At 68.2% G+C, this 26,982-nt stretch carries 18 protein-coding genes; 8 read left to right on the forward strand and 10 right to left on the reverse strand.

Annotation, left to right across the window (positions count from 1 at the left end; all coding sequences use genetic code 11):
• Positions 1-6: 6 nt before the first annotated feature.
• On the reverse strand, positions 7-3,510 hold the full coding sequence (locus G4D83_RS24435) for a pyruvate carboxylase (protein ID WP_163867220.1): 3,504 nt from the start codon (positions 3,508-3,510) through the stop codon (positions 7-9).
• 119 nt (positions 3,511-3,629) lie between these two features.
• On the opposite strand from G4D83_RS24435, the gene G4D83_RS24440 reads away from it, so the two are divergent.
• Positions 3,630-5,000 (forward strand): cytochrome P450, encoded by a 1,371-nt coding sequence (locus G4D83_RS24440; protein ID WP_163867221.1) that lies wholly within the window; start codon positions 3,630-3,632, stop codon positions 4,998-5,000.
• 12 nt (positions 5,001-5,012) lie between these two features.
• Here G4D83_RS24440 and G4D83_RS24445 read toward each other — a convergent pair whose 3' ends face one another.
• A complete protein-coding gene (locus tag G4D83_RS24445) occupies positions 5,013-6,278 on the reverse strand; it encodes an MFS transporter (protein WP_163867222.1) in 1,266 nt (421 codons plus the stop codon).
• 281 nt (positions 6,279-6,559) lie between these two features.
• Here G4D83_RS24445 and G4D83_RS24450 point away from each other — a divergent pair, with 281 nt between their 5' ends.
• The gene (locus G4D83_RS24450; RefSeq protein ID WP_163867223.1) at positions 6,560-8,407 is read left to right on the forward strand and encodes an SBBP repeat-containing protein; all 1,848 of its coding nucleotides are present in this window, start codon (positions 6,560-6,562) and stop codon (positions 8,405-8,407) included.
• 46 nt (positions 8,408-8,453) lie between these two features.
• On the opposite strand, the gene G4D83_RS24455 is transcribed toward G4D83_RS24450, so the two are convergent.
• Together G4D83_RS24455 and G4D83_RS24460 are read right to left on the reverse strand one after the other, a co-directional pair.
• Positions 8,454-9,884 (reverse strand): FlgO family outer membrane protein, encoded by a 1,431-nt coding sequence (locus G4D83_RS24455; protein WP_163867224.1) that lies wholly within the window; start codon positions 9,882-9,884, stop codon positions 8,454-8,456.
• Positions 9,884-10,618, reverse strand: a complete 735-nt coding sequence (locus G4D83_RS24460) for a CsgG/HfaB family protein (RefSeq protein ID WP_163867225.1) — start codon at positions 10,616-10,618, stop codon at positions 9,884-9,886. The genes G4D83_RS24455 and G4D83_RS24460 overlap by 1 nt, the downstream gene beginning before the upstream one ends.
• A 102-nt stretch (positions 10,619-10,720) precedes the next feature.
• On the opposite strand from G4D83_RS24460, the gene G4D83_RS24465 reads away from it, so the two are divergent.
• Both G4D83_RS24465 and G4D83_RS24470 read left to right on the forward strand, forming a co-directional pair.
• The gene (locus tag G4D83_RS24465; RefSeq protein WP_163867226.1) at positions 10,721-11,875 is read left to right on the forward strand and encodes a sensor histidine kinase; all 1,155 of its coding nucleotides are present in this window, start codon (positions 10,721-10,723) and stop codon (positions 11,873-11,875) included.
• 10 nt (positions 11,876-11,885) lie between these two features.
• Entirely contained in the window at positions 11,886-12,692 is an 807-nt protein-coding gene (locus G4D83_RS24470) for a LytR/AlgR family response regulator transcription factor (protein ID WP_163867227.1), read from the forward strand.
• 53 nt (positions 12,693-12,745) lie between these two features.
• Here the strand turns inward: G4D83_RS24470 and G4D83_RS24475 are convergent, their stop codons facing one another.
• Positions 12,746-13,015, reverse strand: coding sequence for a hypothetical protein (locus G4D83_RS24475; RefSeq protein ID WP_163867228.1), 270 nt, complete (start codon positions 13,013-13,015; stop codon positions 12,746-12,748).
• Between the two features lie 237 nt (positions 13,016-13,252).
• Here G4D83_RS24475 and G4D83_RS24480 point away from each other — a divergent pair, with 237 nt between their 5' ends.
• Positions 13,253-14,068 (forward strand): hypothetical protein, encoded by an 816-nt coding sequence (locus tag G4D83_RS24480; protein WP_163867229.1) that lies wholly within the window; start codon positions 13,253-13,255, stop codon positions 14,066-14,068.
• 126 nt (positions 14,069-14,194) lie between these two features.
• Positions 14,195-17,689 carry an Ig-like domain-containing protein gene (locus G4D83_RS24485; protein WP_240356544.1) on the forward strand — a complete coding sequence of 1,165 codons (3,495 nt, stop codon included), beginning with the start codon at positions 14,195-14,197 and terminating at the stop codon, positions 17,687-17,689.
• Between the two features lie 161 nt (positions 17,690-17,850).
• Here G4D83_RS24485 and G4D83_RS24490 read toward each other — a convergent pair whose 3' ends face one another.
• Positions 17,851-18,747: a LysR family transcriptional regulator gene (locus tag G4D83_RS24490; protein ID WP_163867231.1), complete on the reverse strand. Its 897-nt coding sequence runs from the start codon at positions 18,745-18,747 to the stop codon at positions 17,851-17,853.
• A 249-nt stretch (positions 18,748-18,996) separates the two neighbouring features.
• Between G4D83_RS24490 and G4D83_RS24495 the strand changes: the two genes are divergently transcribed.
• Together G4D83_RS24495 and G4D83_RS46935 are read left to right on the forward strand one after the other, a co-directional pair.
• Complete coding sequence (locus tag G4D83_RS24495) at positions 18,997-20,220, forward strand: MFS transporter (protein ID WP_275902391.1); 1,224 nt, start codon at positions 18,997-18,999, stop codon at positions 20,218-20,220.
• Between the two features lie 46 nt (positions 20,221-20,266).
• Positions 20,267-20,737 (forward strand): hypothetical protein, encoded by a 471-nt coding sequence (locus G4D83_RS46935; RefSeq protein WP_275902392.1) that lies wholly within the window; start codon positions 20,267-20,269, stop codon positions 20,735-20,737.
• Positions 20,738-20,807: 70 nt separating this feature from the next.
• Here the strand turns inward: G4D83_RS46935 and G4D83_RS24505 are convergent, their stop codons facing one another.
• The 4 genes from G4D83_RS24505 to G4D83_RS24520 form a co-directional block, all read right to left on the reverse strand.
• Positions 20,808-23,210, reverse strand: a complete 2,403-nt coding sequence (locus G4D83_RS24505; protein ID WP_163867234.1) for an arylsulfatase — start codon at positions 23,208-23,210, stop codon at positions 20,808-20,810.
• A gap of 553 nt (positions 23,211-23,763) precedes the next feature.
• Positions 23,764-24,870, reverse strand: a complete 1,107-nt coding sequence (locus tag G4D83_RS24510) for an isopenicillin N synthase family dioxygenase (protein ID WP_163867235.1) — start codon at positions 24,868-24,870, stop codon at positions 23,764-23,766.
• A 125-nt stretch (positions 24,871-24,995) separates the two neighbouring features.
• Complete coding sequence (gene nrfD, locus G4D83_RS24515; protein WP_163867236.1) at positions 24,996-26,156, reverse strand: NrfD/PsrC family molybdoenzyme membrane anchor subunit; 1,161 nt, start codon at positions 26,154-26,156, stop codon at positions 24,996-24,998.
• The gene (locus G4D83_RS24520; RefSeq protein WP_163867237.1) at positions 26,153-26,950 is read right to left on the reverse strand and encodes a 4Fe-4S dicluster domain-containing protein; all 798 of its coding nucleotides are present in this window, start codon (positions 26,948-26,950) and stop codon (positions 26,153-26,155) included. The genes nrfD and G4D83_RS24520 overlap by 4 nt, the downstream gene beginning before the upstream one ends.
• Positions 26,951-26,982: the final 32 nt, after the last annotated feature.

Here is a 26,982-nt window from a genome sequence, read left to right on the forward strand (position 1 = left end):
GCGCCCCTACTGAAGCACCACGAGCAGGTCTCCGCCCTGGACCGAGCCCTTCAGCGTGGTGGCGACCTCCGCGACGGTGCCCGCGCGAGGCGCTCGCACCACCGTCTCCATCTTCATCGCCTCCAGCGTGACGAGCGGCGCGCCCGCCGTCACGGCGGCCCCCGCCTTGATGTGCACGGCGATGACCGTTCCGGGCATGCTCGCGGCGACGTGGTTGGGATTGGCGCGGTCCGCCTGCCGGCGCGACTCCACGCGAGCCGCGCGGCTGCGGTCCCTCACCTGGACCGTGCGGTTGTGGCCGTTGAGCGCGAAGTAGACGGTGCGCAGACCGTCGTCGTCCGGTTCGCCCACCGCGGACAGGCTGATGACCAGCGTCTTGCCCGGCTCCAGGTCCACCCAGATCTCCTGTCCCACCTCCATGCCGTAGAAGTAGTTGGGCGTGTCGAGGATGGAGACGTCCTCGAAGCGCGCGGCATCGTCCAGGTAGCCCGCCATGACGCGCGGGTAGAGCGCGCTGGAGATGGCGTCCACGCGCGACAGCGCCTGGCCCGTCTTCTTCGACAGCTCGGTGCGCAGGGCCTCCAGGTCCAACGCGGGGAGGCTCGCGGACGGGCGGCCCTCCACGCGCGGCAGGCCCTTGAGCACCGCGGCGCGCAGGTCCTCGGGGAAGCCGTTGGGCGGCTGGCCCAGCTCGCCCCGGAAGTAGCCCACCACGCTGGAAGGGAAGTCCAGCCGGGGCGCCTCCGCGATGAGCTTCGCGTGCGTGAGCGTGGCGGCCTCCGCCAGCGTGGGCGCGCGCACCATCAAGTCGTTCTTCAAGAGGAAGATGGCGAAGTCGCCCACCATCTTCGACGACGGCGTCACCTTGGGGATGTCGCCCACCAGCACGTTGACCAGCGCGAACGCGTCCTTCACGTCGTTCCACCGGCCGAGCAGCCCCATCTCGGCGACCTGCGGCCGGAGGTTGGAGTACTGGCCGCCTGGAATCTCGTGGTAGTAGACCTCGCTCGTCGTGCTCTTGAGGCCGCTCTCGAAGGGGGCGTAGTACTCGCGCACGTCCTCCCAGTAGTTGGCGAGCGGCTGGAGCCGCGCGTTCGCGAGCCCCGTCTCACGCGGGTGGCCGCGCAGGGCGCTCACCAGGGCGTTGAGGCTGGGCTGGCTCGTCAGGCCCGCCATGCTGCCCAGGGCCACGTCGACGATGTGCACCCCGTGTTCAATCGCCTCCAGGTAGCTGGCGACGCCATTGCCCGCGGTGTCGTGCATGTGGAGGTGGATGGGCAGCTTCGTCACCTCGCGCAGCCGGTCCATCAGCATGGCCGCCGCGCGCGGACGCAACAGGCCCGCCATGTCCTTGATGCACAGGAAGTGCGCGCCCGAATCCTCGATGCGCTTCGCCAGGTCCGCGTAGTAGTCGAGCGTGTATTTCTTGCGCTTGGGGTTGGCGACGTCGCCCGTGTAGCAGATGGCCACCTCCGCCACCTTGCCCGTCTTGAGCACTCGGCGGATGGAGACCTCCATGCTGCCCAGGTCGTTGAGGCTGTCGAAGATGCGGAAGACGTCCACTCCCGCCTCGGCCGCCTCGTCGATGAATGCCTCCACCACGTTGTTCGGATAGCTGGTGTAGCCCACGGCGTTGGCGCCACGCAGCAGCATCTGGAGCAGCAGGTTGGGCGCCGCGGCCTTCAGCGCGCGCAGCCGCGCCCACGGGTCCTCGTTGAGGAAGCGGTACGCGGTGTCGAACGTCGCGCCGCCCCAGCTCTCCAGGCTGAACAGGTCCGACGCCAGGTGCGCCGTGGCCGGAGCCACCCGCAGCACGTCCCGGGTGCGCATGCGCGTCGCCAGGAGCGACTGGTGCGCGTCCCGCATCGTCGTGTCCGTCAAGAGCACGCGCTTCTGCGCGAGCACCCACTCGGCCAGCCCACGAGGGCCCTTCTCCGCCAGGATTTGCGCGGTGCCTCGGGGCGGGGGGCCGGGAGGCGCCACCGGCAGGCGCGGCTCCATGAACTGGGTGGGCTTGAGCCGCTGGTGGCTCTTGATGGTGGGATGGCCGTTGACGATGACCTCGGCCAGATAGGTGAGCAGCTTGCTGGCGCGGTCTCTCCGGGGCACCAGGTGGAACAGCTCCGGCGTCTCGTCGATGAAGCGCGTGTAGGTCTCTCCGGCCTGGAACGCGGGGTGGTGCAGCACGTTCTCCAGGAAGGGGAGGTTCGTCTTCACGCCTCGGATGCGGAACTCCCGCAGGGCGCGCTGTCCCTTCATCACCGCGCCCTGGAACGTGGGCGCATAGGCGATGACCTTGACCAGCATGGAGTCGTAGAACGGGGAGATGTGCGCGTTGGTGTAGCCGTTGGAGCCGTCCAGCCGGATGCCGAAGCCGGTGGCCGCGCGCCAGGCGGTGATGACGCCCGCGTCCGGCATGAAGTTGTTGGACGGGTCCTCGGTGGTGACGCGCAACTGCACCGCGAAGCCGCGCGGCTGGATGGACTCCTGCGAGGGGATGCCCACCTCGGGCGAGCCGAGCGCGTGGCCCTCCGCGATGCGAATCTGGCTCTGCACCAGGTCCACGCCCGTCACCTGCTCGGTGACGGTGTGCTCCACCTGGAGCCGCGCGTTGCACTCGATGAAGTAGAAGTGGTCGTCGGCGACGAGGAACTCCGCCGTGCCGGCGCTGCTGTAGCCCGCCTCCTTCGCCAGCCGCACCGCCGCGTCGCAGATGGCGCGCTTGAGCGCCGGGGCCAGGTTGGGCGCGGGGGCGATTTCGATGACCTTCTGGTGCCGGCGCTGCACCGAGCAGTCGCGCTCGTGCAGGTGGACGAGCTGCCCGTGCAGGTCTCCCAGCAGCTGCACCTCGATGTGTCGCACCCGCTCCAGGAACTTCTCCAGGAACACGGCCGAGGAGCCGAAGGCGCTCTTCGCCTCCGAGCGCGCCGAGTCGAGCGCCGCCGCCAGCTCCTTCTCCTCGCGCACCACGCGCATGCCGCGTCCGCCGCCGCCGTGGGCCGCCTTCACGAGCACCGGGCCGCCGTGCTCCGCGAAGAACTCCCGCGCGCGCTTCAGCACCTGGACGTCATCGCCCTCCAGCGTGGTCCCCGGCACGGTGGGCACGCCCACCTGCTTCGCCAGCGCCTTGGCGGCCACCTTGTCGCCCATGGTCCGCACGACGGCGGAGCGGGGGCCGATGAAGCGGATGCCCCGGCGCTCGCACGCCTCGGCGAAGTCCGCGTTCTCCGACAGGAAGCCGTAGCCGGGGTGGATGGCGTCCACGCCGGCCCGCTCCGCCACGTCGAGGATTTCGTCGATGCCCAGGTAGGCTTCCACGGGGCGCTTGCCATGGCCCACGCGGTAGGCCTCATCGGCCTTGTGACGGTGCTCGTGCGTCCGGTCCTCGTCGCTGTAGATGGCGACGGTGCGGATTCCAAGCTCGTTGCAGGCGCGAAACACGCGGATGGCGATCTCACCGCGGTTGGCGCACAGCACCTTCTGGATGGGTCTTGGGTCGGTGGAGGCCATGGCTTGGGGAAGGGGATAGGGCGCTTCCCCCTCCCGGCGCAACTGGCCCGTGGCGGGACGTCGGTTTCAAGTCACTGCCCGGGCTTGACGGTGGCAAGGCGACCGGAACAAATCGGGGTATGGACACCTCTGTTCCCTCTCCCTCCGCGCGCCGCAAGGCCGGCCCTCGGGGATTGCCCGTGCTGGGAAGCTTCTTTCCCATGCTCCAGGAGCCGCTGGCCCTGGCCAACAAGCTCCACGCCGAATACGGCGACGTGTCCCTGGTTCGCGTCTACGGCTACCCGATTGCCTTCCTGCGAAACCCGGTGGACGTGAAGCGGGTGCTCATCGACGAGCCCCAGGCCTTCCCCAAGCCGCGCATCGTCAATCCCTTCAACGGCAACGGGCTCACCGTGAGCCAGGGGGAGCTGTGGAAGCGGCAGCGACACATGGTTCAGCCGATGTTTCACAAGGAGAAGGTCCGGCAATGGTCGGGCATCTTCAGTGAAGAGCTGGCCAAGGTGCTGCAACGGTGGACGGCCCTGGGCGCCAAGGGCGAGTCCTTCGACATGTACACGGAGGCCGCCCGCCTGATGTTCGCGGTGATGTGGCGCACGTGCTTCGACGAGGTCCCCCGCGAGGAGTTCTTCGCGGGCATCATGGACGCCATCGACGTGTTCGGTCGTCGTCGCGGACCCTGGGGCACGCTGTACTACAAGGTGCTGCCCCGGTTGGACCCGAACATCGACCGGATCGGCATGGCGCTCTGGCTCGTCAATGGGTGGATCTACGCGCGGCTGGGACAGCGGCGCGAGCGCGGGACGCAGGACGGGGACATCACGCTCCTGTCCGCGCTGGTGGAGGCGAGGGCCCGGGACACGGGCGAGCCGATGGAGGACACGCAGGTGCGCGACGAAATCGTGAACCTCTTCGGCGCCAGCTTCGAGATGATCGCCACCTCCCTGACGTGGGCCGTGCACGCGTGCACGCAACACCCGGAGGTGACGCGCGCCATCCGCGAGGAGGTGAGCGCCGTCTGTGGCAACGCGCCACCCAGGTACGAGGACGTGGCGAAGCTGCCGTACACGAACCGCGTCGTGCAGGAGATCAACCGGCTGAGCCCTCCCGCGTGGACCATCCTCCGGGAGACGGCGGACGACGTGGAGGTGGGCGGTGTGCTCCTGCCCAAGGGCACCAACCTCCTCATGTGCCCGTACGCCATCCACCGGCACCCGGACCACTGGAAGGACGCCGACACGTTCGACCCGGACCGCTTCCTGCCGGAGCGCCTGGCGGGCATGCACAAGTGCGCCTACGTGCCCTTCGGTGCGGGCCAGCGCATCTGCGTGGGCCAGCACATGTCCCAGGTGGACACGGTGCAGACGCTGGCCACGCTGCTCCAGCAGTGCGACGTGGAGTACCTGGGGAAGAACCCCGTGGAGTGGCAGACGCGGCTGACCTTCGTGCCCAAGCGGGGCATGCCCATGCGGGTGCGCGCTCGCAAGGGCTGAGGGCCGGACACGTCAGGAGGGCTGGGAGCGCGCGCTGGCCTCGGTGGCCGTGTCCGGAGCGGTCTCCTCGAAGTCGAGGTCGCGGTGGAAGGTCTCCTCGATTCGCGTGAGCGCGAGCAGCGCGAGCCCGAAGCAGATGCTGCCCACGGTGATGGCCGCCATGGGCACGGAGATGTAGCCCTTGAGGAGGGCGAACGCGCTGGCGGCGATGGCGGCGGAGCCTCGCACGAAGTTGGGCACCGTCGTCGCCACCGTGCCGCGGATGTTGGTGCCGAACTGCTCGGCCGCCATCGTCACCAGCACCGCCCAGTAGCCCACCATGATGCCGATGAAGAAGCTCAGGATGTACACCGTGGTGCTGGTGAGCCCGGGGACGAGCCCGTAGACGAGCATCAGCAGGAACCCGCCCACCAGGTTCAGCGCCACCGCGCGCTTGCGGCTCTTGAGCCACTGGCTGAACAGGCCCGCGAGCAGGTCGCCAATCGTCAGGCCGATGGAGCCATAGAGGATGGCGTTGCCCGCCGTCACCGTGCCCTGCACGTTGAGGCCCGCGGTCAGCTCCGGCGCGAAGGTGAAGAGGATGCCGGTGGTGAAGTAGATGGGGACGCCAATCAGGATGCAGCAGATGTACTTGAGGAACCGGCCCCCCTGGAGCAGCAGGAAGGGGTTGGCGCGCGACGGGTCCGTCTTCTTCTTGAAGAGCTCCGACTCGGACACCTTGAAGCGGGCGAACAGCAGCGCCAGGCCCATGATGCCGCCGGTGAAGTAGGCCGTCTTCCAGTGCAGGTGCTGACCCACGAAGGCCGCCGCCACGATTCCCAGCATGCCGAGCGTCGCGACGATGGTGGTGCCCAGGCCGCGCTTCTCCTTGGGGAGCGACTCGGCGACCAGGGTGATTGCCGCGCCCAGCTCGCCCGCCAGGCCCACGCCGCCCAGGAAGCGGAACACCGCGTAGCTCGTCACGTCCCAGGCGAACGCGTTGGCCAGGTTGGCGAACGAGTAGAGCAGGATGGAGCCGAACATCACCGACAGCCGGCCGCGCTTGTCGGCGAGCACGCCCCACAAGAGGCCGCCCACCATCATCCCCACCATCTGGCAGTTGTAGATGAGGATGCCCTTGGACAGCACCTCCTCCGGACTGGTGATGCCGATGTCCCGGAGCGACGCGGCACGCACCACGCCGAACAGCGTGATGTCGAAGAGGTCGACGAAGTAGCCGAGCCCGGCCACCAGCACCGTCAGGTTCAGGACCGAGCGCAGCTCACGCAGGAATTTCATGGGCACGATTCAATGGGTTTGGTTCGTCGCGAGCAAGACCGATTCTTTCGACGCAGCGCGTGCAAAACAGGTCGGCTTGCAATGCGTCGGGAAATATGAACCGTGATTCAGGTCTCATCCCCGGGTGGGGCGGTTTCGTCCCTCGCCAGGGCGGTTTCGTCACATCCCTCGCCGGAGGTCGCCCCGGGCTCTGTATCTCCGTGTCCACCGGGGGCCTGGAGTCACGGGGCCGCCGGAAGGCCGCGCGCACTTCCGCGCTCGCGGCGCGAGGAGGAGACACCATGAGATTCTTGAACGCGGTACGAGGGATGTTCCTGGCGAGCGCGCTGGCGCTCGTGGGCTGCCAGGGTGGGGAGCCGGGCGACGACGGCCAGACGGAGGCGCCGGGGAGTCAGGAGCAGCGGATCTCCAACTGCGTCAGCCTGGTGCCGGTGATGACCAGCAACAACGCGCCGTCGGGCTTCGTCACCAGCTCGGGCGTGTACGGCTCGAATCCGGCCGCCTACGAGCCCTGGAAGGCGTTCGACAACGCCACCACCTTCTGGCTCTCCACGGCCAACGTGACGCCCGCGTGGTTGGGCTACGAGTTCGGCGGGGGCGCGATGAAGACGGTGCGCCGCTACGCCGTCTCCTACTCCAACGGCTCCATCACCACGCGTGCCCCGAAGAACTGGACGCTGGAGGGCTCCAACGGCGGCGCCTGGGTGGTGGTGGACACGCGCACCAACGTGACGGGCTGGACCAACGAGCGGCGCGAGTACAACGTGGCCCACCCCGGGACGTACAAGAAGTACCGGCTGAATGTGTCGGACGACAATGACTCCCGCGCGGGCATCGTCGTCCTGTCTATTGGCCGGCTGGAGCTGTACCAGTGTGACGCGTTCCCCACGGTGGCGGACGTGTGGACGAAGACGTCCGGCGCTCCGGGTGGCTTCACGCGCATCCATGACCTGGCGGGCGACCCGGCCGGCCGCACCTACTCCACGGGCATGACGACGGTGGGCGTGGAGGGCCAGCCCATGGCTGGATTGATGGACGGCTTCCTCACGGCGCGCGACTGGAACGGCAACATCAACTTCCACAAGCAGCTCGGCGCGGCGGGCACCGTCACCCTGGGCTACGGCGTCGCGCGCAACCGGACGTTCGAGGAGATCTATGTCGCGGGCTTCACGGATGGCGCGCTGCCTGGCGCCACCAGCAGCGGGGGGCGTGATGCGTTCATCACCCGGTACCGCTACACCGGCGTGTTCGGCTGGACGCGGCAGATTGGCCTGGCAGGGGCGCAGACGGAGGGCTACGGCGTGTCCATCGACTCGTCGGACAACGCCTTCCTGGTGGGCTCCACCAACGGCAACCTGGACGGCAACGTGCGCACCGGCAACTACGATGCATTCGTCACCAAGTACAACGCCACGGGCGTGAAGCAGTGGACGCGACTGTTGGGCGTGGCGGGGAAGACGACCCACGCGCGGCGGGCCTCCGCCGACACCTCCGGCAACGTCTACGTCTCCGGCTGGACGGACGGCAACCTGGATGGCCAGACGCTCACGGGCCCGCAGGATGCGTTCATCACCAAGTACGACGCGGATGGCGTGAAGCAGTGGACGCGGCTGGCGGGCGCTCCCGCCACGGCCGTGTGGCTCTACGGCTCCACGCTGGATGCGAGCGGCAACGTGTACCTGACGGGCTACAGCGGCGGCGGCATGGATGGCGTGCCCAACGTGACTCCCGCCATCGACGTCTTCATCGCGCGGTTCAACCCGGCGGGCGTCAAGCAGTGGGTGTGGGAGCTGGACTCGGGCTCGGGCTCGTGGGGCATGGGCATCTTCGCCCATGACGACGGAATCTACGTGACGGGCGGCGCGGTGGCGGACGTGACGCTGACGTCCGACACCTCGGGCGGCATGGTCCACAACTACGTGGCGAAGGTGAACTACTCCGGCGCGCTCCAGTGGATCAAGCAGCAGCCCACCGCGGTGCTCAATGGCGTGGAGAAGGACGTGCGCAGCATGGGTGTCGTGGTGGACCAGGACGACAACATGTACGTCGGCGGTTACCTGGACGGGAACTTCGAGGGCAACACCCTGCAGGGTGCCCCCGACTCCTTCCTGACGAAGATCGCCCCGTAGCGGGGATGCTGGAGGCGCGGCACGCGGGACAGGTGCCGCGCCTTCATTACTCGTCGCTGGCGCGGATGTTGACGACGAGGACGCGCGCGACGCTGGCCTTCTCACCCTCGGGGTCGACGGCCTGGTAGGCGGTGAGTCGCTCTCGGGCTTCGTTGTAGAGGCGCAGGCGGACGAGGGCGACGATCTCCGATTCGCGCGCGTTCCGGGCGTAGGACTTCTCGACGGCGGAGGCACCGCTTCCCCAGGCCTCGTAGTAGGCGCGGCAGGCGAGCAGGGACTGGGCAAAGGCGTGATGGATGGCGGGCTCGGAGCAGCGGTTGTAGTCGCGCTCCATCCGCACCGAGCCGGTGGGCTTTGCCTGCCGCTCCAACTCCTCGATGCGCTGGGCGAACTGGAGCTCCTCCGTCGCGAGCCTGTCGTTCATCGCCTTGGCGGATTGCTCGTCGGCGGCGCGGTCCAGGGCGGAGGCCCGCATCATGGCGTCGACGGCGTCGGCCAGCAGGCTCTGGGGATAGGTCCGCAGGAAGGTGTCTCCGGCGTCCCGCTCGGCTTCCCATTGCCCGAGCTTGCCGAGCGCGATGAAACGAAACCACGAGGCCGTCTCGGCTGGGAGGCGAAGTTGATACAGGGGAAGTCCCATCGGGAGGACCCGCTCGGTGTCCTGGACCAGCGTGCGCCAGCGCCCCCGGACGTAGTTCGCGTCCAGCAGTCGCAGTGCGGCCGAGGCGCGCTCCTCGGAGGGGCGCTTGGGGTCCTGCATCGTGGCCCGCAGCTCCGCGTCGCCGGCCTCGCGCGCGGGTGTGGCGCGCAGGGCGTGCTCGGCGAGCCGCCTTTCCAGGCGGGAGAGCTCCTCACGGGCGTACTCGAAGCCCGGGGAGCCCGCCAGCGTCGCGCGCAGGAGCCAGGCGCGCTCGTCCTCGGTGGGGGCGGCGAGCGCCCGTCCATAGGTCTCCAGGGCGAGCACCGCTTCGCGCCCCGAGGGACGCTTCACGCGTGGCTTCACGGGCGTGCCGAGCAGCCGGCTCGCCACCTGATCTTGCAACGAGAAGATGCGGTCCATGGGACCGGTGACTTTCGCCGTGTCGAGCACGACGCCGGTCTCCACGTCGATGAAGCGCGCGTTGATGCGCACCTGTTGCTCCGCGCGCTGGATGCTGCCCAATACGACGGTGCGAGCGCCCACCAGACGGCCCACGCGGACCGCCGTCGACTCCGTGGATTGCTGTCGCTCCTGGAGGTCCAGCTCCGCGAGGGCGGCGTCGAGCTGCTCGCGCTCCACCAACTGGATGCGACCGCTGGCGCGCAGGTCGGAGATGAGCGTCTCCGTCATGCCGCGCGCGAGCCAGTCCAGCGAGGTGTCCGTGTTGAGGTTGCGGAACGGCATCACCGCGGCGGGCCCCGGTGGCGGCTTCGCGGGTTCCGCCGCGAGCGCCACGTGGGAGCACGCGAGGAGGAGCAGCAGCCAGCGGGGGGCCATCAAGGTCTCAGCCTCTCGGGCAGGCGGGGCAGCAGCGCGCGCACCTCGGCGGTGAGCGCATCCTGGACCGCGAAGGAGTTGCTCGCGGGCCCTTCCACGCGCGCCGTGTCGAGCACCTCGCCGGTCTCCACGTGCACGAACCTCGCGGCGATGCGCAGCATGTCGCCCGCTTGCTGGAAGCTGCCGAGCACCACCACCTCGGCACCCACGATGCGACCGAGACGGGCCCGCGTCTCCGGGTCCACCCGCGCGCCCTGCGTGAAGTCCTGTTCCTCCAGCGGGAGGTCCAACTGTCCGCGCTCGATGAGCCGCATCCCGGGTTGGGCGCCTACGTCGGTGACCACCGCTTCGGACAGGGCCCACTCCAAAGGCGTGAGCGAGGTGTCTCCACTCAGGTTCCGGAACTTCAGCACGCAGACCCGCACGGGGCCGGTGGGGGCGGGGGCCGCGGGAGTTGGCGCGGTGTGCTCGGTCGGCGCGGGCCGTGCGGAGGGGGCAGGTGCCGTGGGAGCGGGACGGAGCAGGAACGCGGCCACGCCGGGGACGGCGAGTCCCAGGGCCACGAGCACGGCGGTGCCGACACCCGTGACACGGGCGCCTCGCGCGGTCTGGCTCGGAGGGGTGGTGTCGGGTGAGTCGTCCAAGGCGTACAGCGTGCCGGAGCGCACCTGGGACGAGGAGGGAGACGGCGGGCGGGGTTCATCGGGCTCGTGGCCCGGAGTGGTCCTGTTCACGGAGCGCGCGCAGCATAGCCGAAGGCGCTGTTTCGCTTCGTGGGGGGCTCTCGAAACCAGGCGCTTCCGCTACGCTGCTTCGCCGTGGCCGCGAGGGATGCCGTGAACCCGGGGGAGGTGATGGCCGCGCGAGGCCCGGTGGGGGGCGCCACGCGTGCCCTGTCTCCCGGGCGCATGTGGCTGCTCGGCATGGCCGTGGGGCTGCTCGCCGCGCTGCCCAATGCGGTGGGCGCGTATGCCCGCGAGCCTCGGGCGTTCGGCTTCAAGCTGGCGCTGGCCATGGTGCCCTACAGCGTCTGGGCGCTGCTGGGGCCCTTGATGCTGGCCACCTTCGGCCGGGTGACTCGGGATGCATCTCCCAGGGGCCGCGACCTGGGTCTGTTGGTGGCGCTAGGCAGTGGCTTCGTGCTGCTGCATGCGCTCCTGCTCGCGCTGGTGCGCTCGGGGTTGGAGCAGTGGGACGCGGGAGGTGTGTCGTTCAGCGAGGGGCTGCGAGGGCTCCTGCTGGAGCGCGGGGCGCTGGGGTCCTTCGAGTACCTGCTCTTTCTCGCGGCCTGGGCCGCGTTGAGCGCGGCGCGCCGGGCGCGGGAGCGGGAGCTGGCGGAGTCGCGGTTGGTGGCGCGGTTGGCCGAGTCGCGGCTCCAGGCCCTGCGTGCCCAGTTGGATCCGCACTTCCTCTTCAACACGTTGAACGCCGTGGTCGGACTGGTGCGCCAGTCGCGCAACCCGGAGGCGGTCGACGCGCTCGTGGAACTGGGGGACCTGCTGCGGGCCAGCCTGGAGGGCCGCGGGGACCACGAGGTGCCGCTGTCCGAGGAACTGGAGTTGGTTCGTCGCTACCTGGGCATCGAGAAGCTTCGGTTCGGAGGACGGCTGGAGTCTCACCTGGAGCCGGAGGCGGAGACGTTGATGGCTCGGGTTCCTTCGCTCGTGCTCCAGCCGCTCGTCGAGAATGCCATCAAGCATGGGACCTCGCGGCGTGCGTCTCGGGGGCACGTGTGGGTGCGAGCCATGCGCCGGGGGGATCGACTGGTGCTGGAGGTGCGCGATGATGGGCCGGGGCTTCGAGCGGGCGGGGCAGGTGGCACGGGGATTGGCGTGGCCAACACCCGGGCACGTATCCACCAGCTCTATGGCGAGCGGTATGGCCTGACGCTGGAGGATGCGCCGGGTGGGGGCGTGATTGCCCGGGTGGAGTTGCCGTTCATGGTGTTCGAGCAGGATGTAATGAAGCGGGCGGTGAAGGCCCGGGCTTGAGGGGGCAATCGTGGAAGGTGGTTGGCGAGTGCTGGTGGTGGATGACGAGCCGCTGGCTCGGGACAACGTGCGGCACCTGCTCGCGCGGGCGCCCGACGTCACGTCCATCCGGGAGTGCGAGGGTGGGCAGGAAGCGGTGGAGGCGATTCTCCATGAGCGGCCGGACCTGGTCTTCCTCGACGTACAGATGCCGGAGGTGGACGGCTTCAAGGTGCTGCAAGAGGTGGGGCCGGATCGGATGCCACCCGTCATCTTCGTGACGGCGTTCGACCGCTACGCGGTGCGGGCGTTCGAGGCGAATGCGCTCGACTATCTGCTCAAGCCCTTCAGTGACGTTCGCTTCAACGATGCGCTGGAGAAGGCGCGCAAGCAGCGGGCGACGGGCAGGGACAGGGCGCTGCTGGAGCGCCTGTCGGCGTTGCTGGAGACGTACCGGACGCCGGCTCCGTCGGGGCTGGAGACGTCTTCCGCCGAGGCGCCGTATCTGGAGCGCATCGCGGTGAAGACGGACGGCAAGGTGTTGCTCATGCCCGTCACGGAGCTGGACTGGTGCGAGGCGGAGGGCAACTACGTGGTGCTGCACTCGGGAGGGCGCAGCCCCATGCTGCGCGAGACGCTCAACCGCGTGGAGCAGTTGCTGGATCCGAAGTGTTTCGTCCGCGTGCACAGGTCCACGCTGGTGAATGTGAATCGCATCCGGGAGCTGGAGCCGGACGTGGACAAGGGCTGGGTGGTGGTGCTGCGAGATGGGACACGGCTGCGCTTGAGCCCGGGGCGGAAGCCGGCGGTGGAGGCACTGCTGCGACAGTCGTTCTGAGCCTCGCTGTTGGCCCGCCCGAGCCCCGGGCGAGAACACGGGCCGGCAAGGTTTCAGTCGTCGGCCGTGTCCTCACACATGCTGGCTGAATGTTCCGAGCTGGATGCGCAGCCTTCACTGGCGTCCCCATCGATCAAATCCGCCAGCCAACCTCGAAAACCAGTCAGTCCGAGCTGGCCGCCCGCATAGATTTCAACGGCTGCGGATGCCGCGGCCTGTCGTTGGGCCTTTGCGTAGCGGTAACCGAGAACGACTGCCCAGACCGCTCCGACGAGCGCCACCACGACGCCCAGCACGACCGCCGCTTGGAGCATCCACGTCATGTCTACCTCCTGCTGGCCGCGACCATCTATATCAGGTTCAACCCCTGCCGCGCCTCGAATCAACAGGCCATGCAGGAGCCCGTGTGCAACTCGATGCACATCTGATGTTGGGGAACCTGCTCGGGTGTGCAAGCCGTTGCTCCCTCACGTGGCGATGCTGCCCCGGGCCGTGATGGGTACACTGCATGCAATAGCCCTCGGGGGGCTGCTGTTGGCCCCTTCCTGGGAGGCCCGCACATGCGAATGGGTTTCAACGATATCGGTGCCTGGGTTCTCGGCGGGCTCCTCACCCTCGCGACCTTGCATGACGCTCAGGCCGCGCCGCCCACAGAGGCAGACAAGCCCGTGGCCGTGGTCCTGGGCCGCGAGATTCCCCGGGCGGCGCTCGTTTCGGACGACGAGACGCGACAGTCCCAGCGCGCGGCGCTGAAGCCGGAGGACTTTGCCCGCCGGGAATCCATGGAAGAGGTGCAGCGGCTCATGGAACTCGTGCTGGGCCCGCTCCTGAAGGACTACGCCCGACAGAAGAGCCTGGAGCCCACGAAGGAGGAGCTCCAGGCCTACATCGGTGCGACCTCCAAGTTCGAAAAGGAGGAGTTCATGCGGGCGAAGGAGGACAGCGAGCGACGGCGCAACGAACTCCGACGTGTGGACCTGCCGCCCGCGAGGCGCAAGGCGCTTCAGGTGGAGCTGGAGTCGGCGGAGCAGCTCGTGCAGTCCATGTCGCAGGAGAGGGCCGAGGCTGCCGCCATCGCCAAGCCGCCATCGGATAGGGTGGCCCGCGCCATGGTCCTCTCGTGGAAGCTCCAGCGCGCGCTGCACCGGCAGTACGGAGGCGACATCATCTTCCAGCAGGCGGGTGACGAAGCGGTGGGGGCCTATCTGCCGTTTCTGGAAGAGCGCCAGAAGGTGGGGGACTTCAAGCTCCTCGACGAGGAACTGGGTCGCCGCTTCTGGGATTACGTGCGCAGTGCGCCGGGCATCCGAACCGAGCCGGACGCGCTGGAGACGCCCTGGTGGCTGACGAAGTCGGACCAGAAGTCCATCAAGTAGCGGCGTATTCTTCCGCCAATCCAAAACAAGTCAGGCCCAGGGTCATCCGTGTTTCCTTGGGTGTGATGGACTGCCACACTTCCGGTGCGCTAGTGGCGTCAGTCCATGACCCCAAGAATGAATGGCATGGCTGGATTGTGGGCGGCGATGCTCGCAATCGCTGGGTGTACGAAGGACGGTGCGCAGGAGCTTCGCACGGGGACCGTGCGGCAGGCGGTGACGTCGACGGTGTCCGTGTCCGAGGCGGTGGAGTTCACCAGCCAGGGCATCACGCCGAACGGCGCGGCGTACCGCAACAGCCCGCTGATGGGCGTCTTCCAGACCGAGGACTATGAGATTCAAGCGCTGCTGCGCTTCCCTCAACTGAGCGTGCCCGCCAGGTCCGTGGTGCAGAGCGCGACGCTCCGGTTCGCCGTGGAGACCTATACCGACGACTTCGCGATTCGCGGCTCGTATGTCCAGACGCCCTGGAGCTATCTCGCCGCGGGCCTGGGTTGGCAGTTCCGTGATGATGGCCTCGAGTGGGATCGGCTGGGCGGAGTAGGGCAGGGGACGGACCTGGTCGCCGGCACTTCGTTCCAGCTCACCACGTTTCCGAGCATCGTCAGCGTGCATGACGTGCCGCTCGACGTGGCCGTGGTGCAGTCGTGGGTCGATGACCCCTCCACCAACCAGGGGGTGATGCTGGCGAACTCGAAGGTCGGCAAGGTGGCCAAGGTGTTCTCCAGCCTGGCGACCCAGCCCGAGCGCCGGCCGGTTCTCACCATCGAGTACACCGCGCCCACGCCGACCAGCGACACCACGGCACCCACCGTGGCCATCACTTCGCCCGTCGGAGGCACGACGGTGGACGGCGTGGTCGGAATCACCGTGACCTCCAGCGACAACGTCGGCGTGACGAACGTGCAGCTGCGCATCGACGGCCGCAACCTGTCCTCTTCGCAGCTCAACACCCCCCAGTTCCGCAACGGTGACCACGTGCTGACCGCGCACGCTCGCGACGCCGCTGGCAACCTCACCACGTCGGCTCCCGTGCGAATCACCATCGACAACGAGCTCGTCGACACCGGCCCGCCCCAGGTCCAGGTCACCACGCCCATCGCCAACGAGACGGTGAGCGGGCCCTTCACGGTGCGGATGAGCGCGGTGGATGACATTGGCGTCACCCGGGTGCATGTCGAACTCGACGGCGTCCAGGTGGGCGACGCGGATCTGGCCGCGCCCTGGTCGGTGATGCTCGACACCGAGACGCTGCTGCCCTACGGCACCCGGCAGTTGACCGCGGTGGCGCGTGACGCCGCTGGCAACGTCGCCGTCTCGACACCGGTCTCCATCACCGTGAGCGCGCCACCGCCCGACACCAGCCCGCCGCAGGTCCAGATTGTCTCGCCCGCGAGTGGTGTCTCGGTGGGTGGCACCATCCAGATCAAGATCGACGCGCAGGACAACGTGAGGGTCGCCGGCGTCCAGTTGAAGGTGAACGGCCAGAACGTCGGGAGCGAGGACCTCACCTATCCCTATTGGATCAGCGTCCACACCACGCAGGTCGGCGAAGGCACCTTCCCGGTGACGGCGGTGGCGAGGGATCGCGCCGGCAATCTCACCACGTCGGCGCCCATCACGCTCACCATCGCCAACGGGCCCCCGGTGGTGCTCCCCATTCCGGTGGCACACCCCCGCCTCTGGTTCACCGCCGCCCGGCTGGCTCGGGCCCAGGCGTACTTCGCGCAGAACCCATACACCCCGGTGACTGTCGTGCAGGGGCCCGAGGCGGCCATCGACGCCGCGATGCACTCGCTCATCACCGGCACCCCGGCGTCGTGCCGCGCCGCGATTGACTGGGCGGTGGCCACCGAGATTCCCATCACCGAGAACACGGTGTCGAGTGACCCCGCTCGCTGGTTCGGCGAGGGCATCATCCTCACCTATGACTGGTGCTACGCCCACCTGCTGCCGGCGGAACGCACGACCTTGGAGACCCGCTGGAACTTCGTGATTTCGGCGCTCAATGACAACCCGTGGGGCGGCATTGGCATGGAGGGCAACAACTACTACACGGGCTATTTCCGCAACTCGATTCTGTGGGCCATCGCGAGCTGGCATGAGAACCAGCCGTACGCCAACAACCTCCTGCAGTACGCGATGAAGTCGCGTTGGCGGTTCTCGCTCCTGCCGTACCTGGACGGAGGCGCCGCGGGCGGTGCCCCTCATGAGGGGTCGACGTATGGCCGCAGGACGTTCGGCTACATGACGGTGCCGTTCACGTCGCTCGGCCTGCATGGACACGACATGTGGAATCAGACCGGTTACTTCATGGAGTCGGTCTTCTGGTCCATCTATTCGACGACGCCGGGGCTCAGCCGGATGGGCCAGTTCCAGCTGTTCGAGACGTTCCCGTTCAATGACGACGAGCGCTGGCTGGACCGGTGGGATACCAACAACACCTCTCAGACCACGCTGGGCAGCTACTTCGCGCCGTTGATTGAGGAGTGGTCGGACCAGCCCATCGCTGGCTATGCCAAGCGCTTCCTGGAGCTCACGGGCCATCCGATTGACGACCGGCTGGTCCGGTATGTCTACAGCGACTCGGTGGCGGCGGTGACTTCGAGGGACCTCGCCGAGCTGCCGCTCGACTACCACGCGCGCGGTCTGGGCATGGTCTACGCCAAGACGTCATGGGCGTCCGATGCGACCATGATCAACCTGCAGTTCGGGCGGACCGCCAACGCGGGACATGCCCACCGCGACTCCGGCAACTTCCAGTTGTGGCGAGCCGGCGAGTTCCTGGCCCGGGAGACGGTGGGCTATGCGGACTCGATTGTCGGCTACGCGGGCGGCGCGGCGGTCGACACCGAGTCGCCGGTGGCACACAACACCCTCCTGTTCGAGGGGATGGGCACCGTCGGCTACTACCACCACGTGCCCCAGATGCTGCGGCTCTCATCGTCGGCGGTGGCCAACTACGCCGCGGTCGACCTCACGGGTGTGTATGACGTGAATGACGAGTGGGCCCACCGGGAGGCGGAGGTCGGCAACCCCTACGCTGGCCGGGTGGTGCGAGAGACGTTGTTCATCCGTCCGCTGGAGACCCTCGTCGTGTTCGACCGGGTGGAGAGCGGTCAGAATGACGCCTCGGTGGACAAGACCTTCTTGATCCACTTCCCGTCGAACCCCGTGCTCACGGGCAACACCTGGTCGGCGACCAGCGGCACCCAGGCACTGCGGGTCAGCACGTTGGTGCCGGCGAATCCGACCCGGAGGATCATCGATGAGCGCGGGCCGATTCGCCCGAATGGCACCTACCCGTACCGGGTCGGCCAGTTCCGAGGGGAGATTGAAACCAACGGACAGGTGGTGAGCCACTTCCTGAACGTGGTGCAGGCCAGGGCCGTGACGGGCGGCGCGGACCTTCAGCTCACCCTCAACGAGACGCCGACTTCGTACACGGTGACGATGGTCCAACCGACCCGAGGCAGCGCGGTGGTTACCTTCGAGAAGGGAATCGCGAGCTCGGGTGGCAGCTTCGGCTACGCCGCCAGCGGAACAGTGACGCAGACGCCGCTGCGCGCTGGGGTCCAGTCGATGGCCGTCACTCCGAGCGGGCCGGTGTGGGCGCCGTGATTCGCTGATAGGCAAGGGTCGCCTCGTGCACGCCATCCCCGTGGAGGCGTGCATGCGGCGCTCTCGTCGAAGGCGGAGGCCACGAGAACGGCCTTCTCCTTCCCGGCATTCGAGTCCGCGCGCTGGAGCGAGCTCTCGCGAGGGGCCCGGCATGGGTCGGCTCACACGCCGTGCGTCGCCTCCGCGAGGGCCGCCGGAATCGTCTCTCGCATCAGCTCCACGAACCTGCGCAGTCGCGCGGGATGGAAGCGCGCATACGGATAGAGCAGGTACATGGGCAGCGGCGCAGCCCGCCAGCGAGGTACCAGATGCACGAGCCGGCCACTCACGATGTCCTCGCGGAGCACCCAGGCGGAGGCCACGCCGACACCGAGCCCGTTCACCGCGGCGCTCCGGAGTGCGTAGAGGCTGTCCGTGCTGAGGCGGGGATTGAAGGCAATGGATTGGACCTCGCCGGTCTCCACCTGCGTCAGTGAGAGTTCGCCGCGATAGAACGTGCGGAGGGAGAGCCACGGCAGTCTTGCCAGCTCGTCGGGATGGGTCGGCGCGGGGATGTTCGCGAGCACCGACGGCGCGGCCACGACGATGCGCGGCACCTCCGCCACCCGGATGGCCACCACGCTGGGGTCATGCACCTCGCCGACGTGGATCGCGCAGTCGATACCATCCGCGATGAAGTCCACCGCCCGGTCATGCAGCAGCCACTCGACCGACACTCGCGCGTGGCGGTTCAGGTACTGCGTCAGCGGCTCCACCAGCAGTTGTTGCCCGAACGCATGCGGCACGACGACGCGCAGCGTGCCCTCGGGTTCGTCGCTCGCGCCCCGCAGGTCGGCCTCGAACATCTCCCAGTTGGCCAGCAGCTCCTTCGCGCGCTCGTAGCAGCGTGCGCCGTCCTCGGTGAGCTTCATCGCATGCGTGGAGCGTTGAAGCAGCCGCAGCCCCAGCGAGCGTTCGAGCGCCTGGAGCCGACGGCTCACCGTGGGCTGCGTGGTGCCCAACTGCGCCGCGGCGGAGGACAGGCTCCCGGCGTCGACGATGCGGAGGAAGGTCTGCATCAGCTCGAGCCGGTCGGCGGTGGGCTGTGCGCTCCGACTTGGGGACCTGCTCGGTCGACCAGGGCTGGTAGGGCGGGGCTTCATGCACGGAACGTATAGCCGCTGTGCGGAGCGCGCTACTACCGACCCTCTTCCCTCGGGGACACACTCATCTCGACTCGCACCGCTGGGGTGAACACCATGTCCTTCATTCGTTCCGTACATGCAACCGCTGGAGACGCGCCGATGCCCGAAGGGGCCTCCCATTCCATGGCCCTTCCGCCCCAGGCCCAGGCCACGAGCAGCGGCGACACCGCGCCCCTGTCGCGCCGCCTGCGCCTGCTGCTGGCCGCGAGCGCCGGACTGCCGGTGGCCGCGCTCTACTACGCGCAGCCGATGCTGGGAGTGATGGGGGCCTCCATCGGCGCCTCGGACACCGCGGTGGGGCTGCTCCCCACGCTCACCCAACTCGGGTATGCGCTGGGCATCCTGCTGCTGACGCCCCTGGGAGATCGTTTCGACCGGCGCCGCATCATCCTCATCAAGGCGGCCCTGCTGAGCGTGGCGCTGCTGCTCAGCGGCCTGGCCCCCAGCATCGGCCTGCTGCTGGTGGTGAGCTTCGCCGTCGGCCTGACGGCGACCATGGCTCAGGACATCGTTCCGGCCGCGGCGGCCCTGGCTCCCGAGCGTGAGCGCGGCAAGACGGTGGGCACGGTGATGACCGGCCTGCTGCTGGGCATCCTTTTGTCGCGAGTCGTCAGCGGGGTGGTCGCCGAGCACTTCGGCTGGCGCGCCATGTATCTGATTGCCGCCGCCAGCGTGGCGCTGAGCGGCCTGGTCGCCTGGCGGGGACTGCCGCGCTTCCGTCCGACCAGCACGCTCTCATATGGCGCACTGCTCGGTTCGCTCGCCAGCCTGTGGCGAAGGTACGGCGCCTTGCGCAGGGCCGCGCTGGCACAGGGCCTGCTCTCGGTGGGCTTCAGCGCGTTCTGGTCCACCCTCGCGGTGATGCTGCATGGCGCGCCATTCCACCTGGGGAGCGCGGCCGCTGGTGCCTTCGGCCTGGCGGGCGCGGCGGGGGCGTTGGGCGCGCCGGTGGCGGGTCGCCTCTCGGACCGCTTCGGTCCCGAAGTGGTGACGCGCCTGGGAGCGGGGCTGACCGCGATCGCGTTCGCCACCCTGTTCGCGACGCCGTGGCTGGAGCCGGATGCGCGACTGTGGTTGCTCGCCGGCAGTGCGATCGGGTTCGACCTGGGCGTCCAGATGACGCTCGTGGCGCACCAGACGATTGTGTTCGGCATCGACCCCGCCGCGCGCAGCCGCCTCAACGCGGTGCTGTTCGTCACCATGTTCATCGGCATGGCCGTCGGCGCGGCGAGCGGCAGCCTGGTGCTGGCCCGGTGGGGATGGGGGGCGGTGACGGTGCTCGCGACCACCTCGGCGGTGGCGGCCTTGCTGGTCCGACTGGCTCCGGGCGCACGCACGGCTCGCTGAGCCACGGATGCATGGCCATTACGACGCTCCCGCACCCTCGAATGATATGGCTGCATCCCTGGTCCGTTCATTCGAACTCAGAGGTGCAACCCTCACCTCGAGGAGCGTGAATGAACCCATCAAGAGGTGCTGGCGTTTCCCGTGCGGTGTGTCTGCTGCCGGTTGCCCTGCTGTTGCATGCCTGCGGTGGAGCCGAGGTGGCGGAGGTCGATTCCCTTTCCGCGCAGCGGTCCGTCGCCAGGGTGAACGGATGCTTTTCCTCTATGGGGAAAACGACCCCTGGTCCGCTGGCCCCTTCGAGGTGCGGGAGCGCAACGACTCGTTCCGCTTCTACGTTCCGGACTCCAATCACATCAACGCGAGCATCACCCGTCTGCCCGAGGCGGAGCGCACGCTGGCCCTGTCACGGCTCTCCACCTGGATGGGCGTCACCCCGCCAGCCGTCGGTGCTCAGGGCCTGGCGGTTGAATCTCCGGCAGACGTCGCGCCCCTGGTGGAGGCGCGCTCCCGGCTGTAGTGCGGGGGACGTGAGGTCCGGTGCTCCCGCATGCCCTTGAGCTGGCATGCGGGAGGGCACTGCCCGCCTCCTACTGCCGGGCCATCGCGATCTTGAAGAGCTCCTCGCGCGAGACGAAGTGGTCGAAGTCTTCCTTGCCCTTGTCGAGCTGCACCCACTTCACGCGGCCGGTGAACTTGCTGTCGCCGTTGTGGAAGCCCTCGGCCACGGACGTGCCCAGGTCAATGCCCACGTCGGTCGTCTCGTCGCCAGAGAACACCATGGCCTGGGTGGTCTCCACCCGGCCACGGCCCACCGGCTTGCCGTCGACGTACAGGGTGACATCACCTCCCTTGCCGATGCCGCCGCCGTCGTACTTGAACTCCATGCGGACCTGGTGCGTGCCAGGAGGCAGCTCGCGGTCGGCTTCGACGTAGAACCGACGCAGTCCGCAGTAGTTGTAACAGTAGGAGAGTCGGCCCCCACGCACGAAGAGGCACCAGCCGCCGAAGCTGCCACCCTGCGCGACGATGATGCCGCTCGCTCCGCCGTCCGGTATCTCCAGCTCCGCGGTGACGGAGTGCGACTTGTTCTTGATGTTCAGCACGGAGTTCTCGGTGAGCCGTTGCATGGAACCCGAGAGAAGCTGTGTGTCTCCCTTGATGAGTTCGGGCCGTCCGGCCAGCTCCGAGTTGAAGCGCTCGATGCTTCGGTCATCTAGTGGCAGCGCGTAGTACTTGGTGGCCTCGATGATGAAGAGCTGCTGCAGCTCGTGCAGCTTCTCCGGTTGCTCGGCGGCGAGGTCGCGCGCCTGCGTCCAGTCCTGGGTCGTGTCGTAGAGTTCCCAGACATCGTCCTCGAGGCTCGTTGGCGACGTGGAATCCCACGGAGTGCGATGCTTCGTCACCGCCGTCCACCCCTGGTGGTAGATGCCCCGGTTGCCGAACATCTCGAAGTACTGCGTCTCATGCCGCTCCGGCGCCTTCGCGTCGTCGAAGCCGTAGCGCATGCTCACGCCCTGAATCGGGGTCTGCTGCACGCCGTGGACAATCACCGGCTGGGGCAGGGTGGCGGCTTCCAGAATGGTGGGCGCCACGTCGATGACATGGGCGAACTGCGAGCGGACCTCGCCCTTCGCGGAGATGCCCTTGGGCCAGTGGACGATGCAGCCGTTGCGGGTGCCGCCGTAGTGCGAGGCCACCTGCTTGGTCCACTGGTAGGGCGTGTCCATCGCATGCGCCCAGCCCACCGCGTAGTGGTTGTACGCGTCCGGGGTTCCGAGCTTGTGCATGTTCTGGATGAGGTACTCGGGCGTCTCCACGCCCATCACGTTGTTGAAGAGGAGGTTTTCGTTGAGCGTGCCGTTGAGGGTGCCCTCGGCGGAGGCGCCGTTGTCGCCGATGATGTAGTAGACGAGCGTGTCCTCCAGCACGCCCATCTTCTCCAGCGAGTCGATGAGCCGTCCCACGTGGAAGTCCGCGTACTCGAGGAAGCCCGCGTACACCTCCATCTGTCGCGCGAGCACCGGCCGCAGCTTCTCCGGCATGTCCTCCCAGGAGGGGATCTCCTTGGGGCGTGGAGTGAGGGTGGCATCCTTGGGGATGACGCCGAGCTTCTTCTGCCGCGCGAAGATCTCCTCGCGCAGCCCGTCCCAGCCGCCGTCGAAGCGGCCCTTGTACTTGTCTGCCCACTCCTGAGGCACGTGGTGTGGTGCGTGGGTGGCGCCCGGGGCGAAGTAGACGAAGAAGGGCTTGTCCGGCACGAGCGCCTTCTGCTGGCGCACCCAGCCAACGGCCCTGTCCGTCATGTCCTCCATGAAGTGGTAGCTCTGGTCTGGCTTGTGCTCCGGCTCGATGGGCACCGTGTTCTCGTAGAGGGCCGGGTGCCACTGGTTCGTCTCCCCTCCGAGGAAGCCGAAGAAGTACTCGAAGCCGGAGCCCGTGGGCCACCGCTCGAAGGGGCCTACCGGGCTCGTCTCCCAGACGGGCACCTCGTGGCACTTGCCGAACTGCGCAGTGCTGTAGCCGTTGAGCTTGAGGACCTCCGCCACCGGCGCGCAGTGGTTGGGGCGCACGCAGCTGTAGCCCGGCGAGGAGGTGGCGGTTTCGGTGATGCCGCCGAAGCCCACCGCATGGTGGTTGCGGCCCGTCAGGAGCGCGGCGCGCGTGGGTGAACAGAGCGCCGTGGTGTGGAAGCGGTTGTAGCGCAGGCCCTGGGCAGCCAGACGCTCCGCGGTGGGGGTGTTGATGACGCCGCCGAAGGCGCTGGACGCCGCGAAGCCCACATCGTCCAGGAGGATGACGAGGACGTTGGGCGCGCCCTTGGGAGGCCGAAGCTGGACGATGGGCGGGAACTTCGCGCTCGGGTCCCTGGCGCTGAATGGACGCACGCCCTGATAGGGCTGATCCGGGATGGGGAGGACCTCTCGCTGAACAGATTCATTCGGAGACGGAGTCTTCCCATTGCCCGTCGGATGCTTGCCGTTCTTCTTCATGTGTTCCCCCTGTCGCCGACCCCGCAACCCTGAACCGCCTGAAAATATGAATGGCGGCCTTCAGGCCCATCAGCCCTTGAGGCGGGGCAGGTAGGTCATTCCGGACGTGGCATCGGAGGGGAGGGCTCGCGCGGCCGGGCCGTAACCGTTTCCCCGCTCCGTCGGAAATGAGGCACCTGTACGGATTTTCAGATGTTTTCCGAGGCTCGCCCGGACCCCAGAAAGACGCAGTGCCTACATGTTCGTACGTACAGTGGAGAGACTCGTGCCAAAAGCCGAGACAATGCGTCGCAATTGCCTGAGACAGAAAGTGCAATGCCTACATGAACGCGTCTTCAGGCATTTCCGACCCCACTTTCAGGAAGTCTCACCTGTCCTGGCGTGCAATGCCTACATGAACGCATCTTCAGGCATTTCCGGCACCCACGTCGCGCGGGGCATGGGGCCGGGACACGACCGCTCAACGGGAGCACGGAACCACCGCGCTCCCGAAGCAATCACTATCAAGATGGGAATTGTCTCGTCTGTGATTGGTCAATGACAGACGTGAAATCTACTCGCCCGACCGCTGGCGATTGAGCCGGTCGTAGTGCCGGTAGCCCAGCTTGTCGAGCGCGTGCGACGGCGCGAGGCCGATGTCGACCAGCGTCTTGATGTCATACGTGCCCGTGAGGACAGGGGGCGCGTAGCTCCGGATCGCCGTGGGCGTGCGGAACTTCTCCAGCGGGTAGAGGACCTTGCTGGTGTGGACGTGGATGAAGTGCGCGGCGGACTGGCGCTGCCAGCCGGAGACGCCCGGCGCGGTGATGACGTGGGGCGTGGCGAGGAACGTGCCGCCCGTGAGGATCTCCAACTGCTGGCCCACCTGCGCCACGATGCAGCCCGCGGGCGCGGTGCCTCGCACCTTGCGGCCCTGCGGCTCCTCGGGCGTCGCGCGCGTGCGCAGATACAGGCCGCTCTTGTCATCGGGGCTCGGGGCCGGCTTCCCGTCGGGGCCGAGGAACCGCCCACCGGGCAGCAGCGTCAGGAGGTTGAAGTCCGTGTGCTCCTCGCCCCAGACGATGTCCGTGTTCACCTGCTCCGGCTTGAGCGACAGGTACTGGAGCGCGCGGGTGATGTGAGGGGCCTTCTCGCAGAGGGACGTGAAGGTGTCCTCCGCGAGCCCCAGCGCCATGGCCGAGCCGCGCAGCAACTGGAGGCCCGCCTCGTGGAGCGAGCGGCCCAGCGTCATCAGGCCTTCCTGGAAGTACGGCGGCGCATCCGGCGGCCACACGTTCTCCGGATACAGCTCCGGGAACTCCATCGCCGCCACCTCGTCGTTGGGGTAGGGCGCGACGAAGTAGCACTCCTTGAAGTCCGGCTGGCCGTTGCCGGCGACGGCGACCTCCGTGTTCGGCGGCGTCCAGCCGCGCTGGTACCAGAGGTCGGCGCGGCCGTAGGGCTTCTTCGCCTCGGCGGGACGCGCGATGAAGGCGGCGAAGGCGTCGTAGTAGCGGTGGAGCGCCTGCGTGTCGACACCGTGGTTCTTGATGTAGACGAGACCGAAGACACCAAATGCCTCGCGCAGCGCAGTCGCGGCGCGCTCGATGCGAGTGGCATCTCCCGAGGCGAGGTCCGCGAGGTCGACAGTCGGAATATTCAGGGAAGAGGTCTCGGCCATGGTTCCCCTAGGTGTATCGCTCCTCGCGCCCAAAGGGGAAGGCCTCGTGGGCCCCCTCCCTGAGTGCAAATCCCGCGTTCCTTCCCAGGGGCGGGGCACTCCCGGAGTCGGGCCGGGTGGGCCGTTCAGCGCACCACGGGCAGGGGGAAGCTGAACGGCTTGCCGTCCGACGCCACGGCATGCCCGGGCACCACCTCGGCGGCGCCGTGGCCCCGGCGCTGGGGCCTGAAGGTGGCCTGCGGGTCTCGGGCGGACGCCTTGCCCCCATGGAAGACGGCGAAGCGGGCCGTCACCGCGCCCACCGTGGTCAGCAGGTCCGCCGCCACCTGCTTCCAGCGCCGCCGCCCCGGGAGCGCATCCACCAGCAACCCCGCGACGGAACAGGCGCGAGAGGCCTTCCACAGTGTCCCCGACACGCCCTCGTCCAGGGGCCGGGCGACCTCTGGAGCGCGTCGGGCGTCGTGCTCCATCGCATACCCCATGGCCAGCTCCGCCACCTTGCCCGCCAGCCGGTAGGGGCGCAGCACCCCCGCCTCACGCGGTGTGTGGGGGAGGAGCGACAGCAGGCTGCCCGCGCTCGCGGTCGCCGAGGCCATGAAGAACAGGGGCAGGGTGCGCCGGGTCGCCTGCCACAGCGGCACCGCCGTGTTGTTCAACAGCACGGCCGTGTAGCCCGCGAGCGGCATCCCCAGCAGCGCTGCCGAGCAACCCGACACCTTCCCCACCGCGCCGAGCACCCCGTGCGAACGTCCCAGCACCAGGCCCACCGTGTTCAGCCCGCCCGACAGCGCCAGCACCCAGGAGCCGATGCTCATGGGCGAGGTGGGTCGGAACACGCGCAGCATGTTGAGGAAGCGCTCGGGTCGCCCGAGGTCGGCGATCAACAAGCCCGCGCTCAGCATGTCGCCCACCGTCCCGAGCTGACGGCACCGCCTCGCGAGCGGATTCAACTCCTTCTCGCCGAGCACATCGATGACCAGCCCCATGAGGCTCGCGGCGCCCGCCACTCCTCCCACGAAGAGATAGGTGGGGATGGTGGCAATCCAGACCGGCTGCTTGATGGCGGGGAGCCCGTGGTAGCTGGGTGAGTCGGCCGAAGCCACTCCGGAGCGAGAGGGAATCGACGACGACACCGTGTGCGCGGGGTTCGCCCCGTCCAGGTCCGTCACGCGCTGCTGCGCGCCCTCGCCCAGCAGTGTCCCCAGCGCTGGGTTCACGTTGCGCCCATCGCCGCGCTGCTGGAGCTTGTCGAGGAACGAAGGCTCATCCTTCCCGGACGAACTCATGGGCTCCCCCGTCGACCGAACAGCACCGCGCCCACGGCCACCGCGGCCATGCCGAGCGCGCCCAGGGCCACGGCGCTCCAGGCCTCCTTCGCCTTCATCGTCGGAACGACGGGGTCGGGCGGCAGGTTGTAGACCTCCGGCTTGTCCACCAGCAGGAAGAAGGCGTTGAGCCCGCCCGTCCCGGGTTGGTTCGCCGCGTCCTTGCCGTAGAGATACGCGCTGATGATGCCCTGGTCGTGCAGCTCGCGGACCCGGTTCTCCGCGCGCTCATGCAGCACGTCCAGGTCCCCGTAGGCGATGGACTCCGTGGGACACGCCTTCGCGCACGCGGGAGTCATGCCGTCGCCCAACCGGTCGTAGCAGAGCGTGCACTTCCAGGCGCGCCCGTCATCCGGACGTCGGTCGATGACTCCGAAGGGACACGCCGTCACGCAGTAGCCGCAGCCGTTGCAGACATCCGGCTGCACGTAGACGGTATCGAACTCGGTGCGGACGATGGCGCCCGTGGGACAGGCCTCCAGGCACCCGGCCCGCTGACAGTGCTTGCAGACGTCCGACACCATCAACCAGGAGAAGTCCCCCACGCCCGTGGCGTGTCCCGGCAGGGGCACCGGCCGCTCCACGAAGGCCACGTGTCGCCACGTCGAGCAGCCGAGGTCCCCAGTCTGGTCATAGGACATCCCCGTGAAGTGGAAGCCGTCGTCGGGGAGCTGGTTCCATTGCTTGCAAGCCACCTCGCACGCCTTGCAGCCGATGCACGTCGTCGAGTCGGTGAAGAAACCCTTGCGGCTCATGGGCTATCGCTCCTCGTCCTTTTTCTTCTCCT

The organism is Myxococcus eversor, from assembly GCF_010894455.1.
GTDB lineage: Bacteria > Myxococcota > Myxococcia > Myxococcales > Myxococcaceae > Myxococcus > Myxococcus eversor.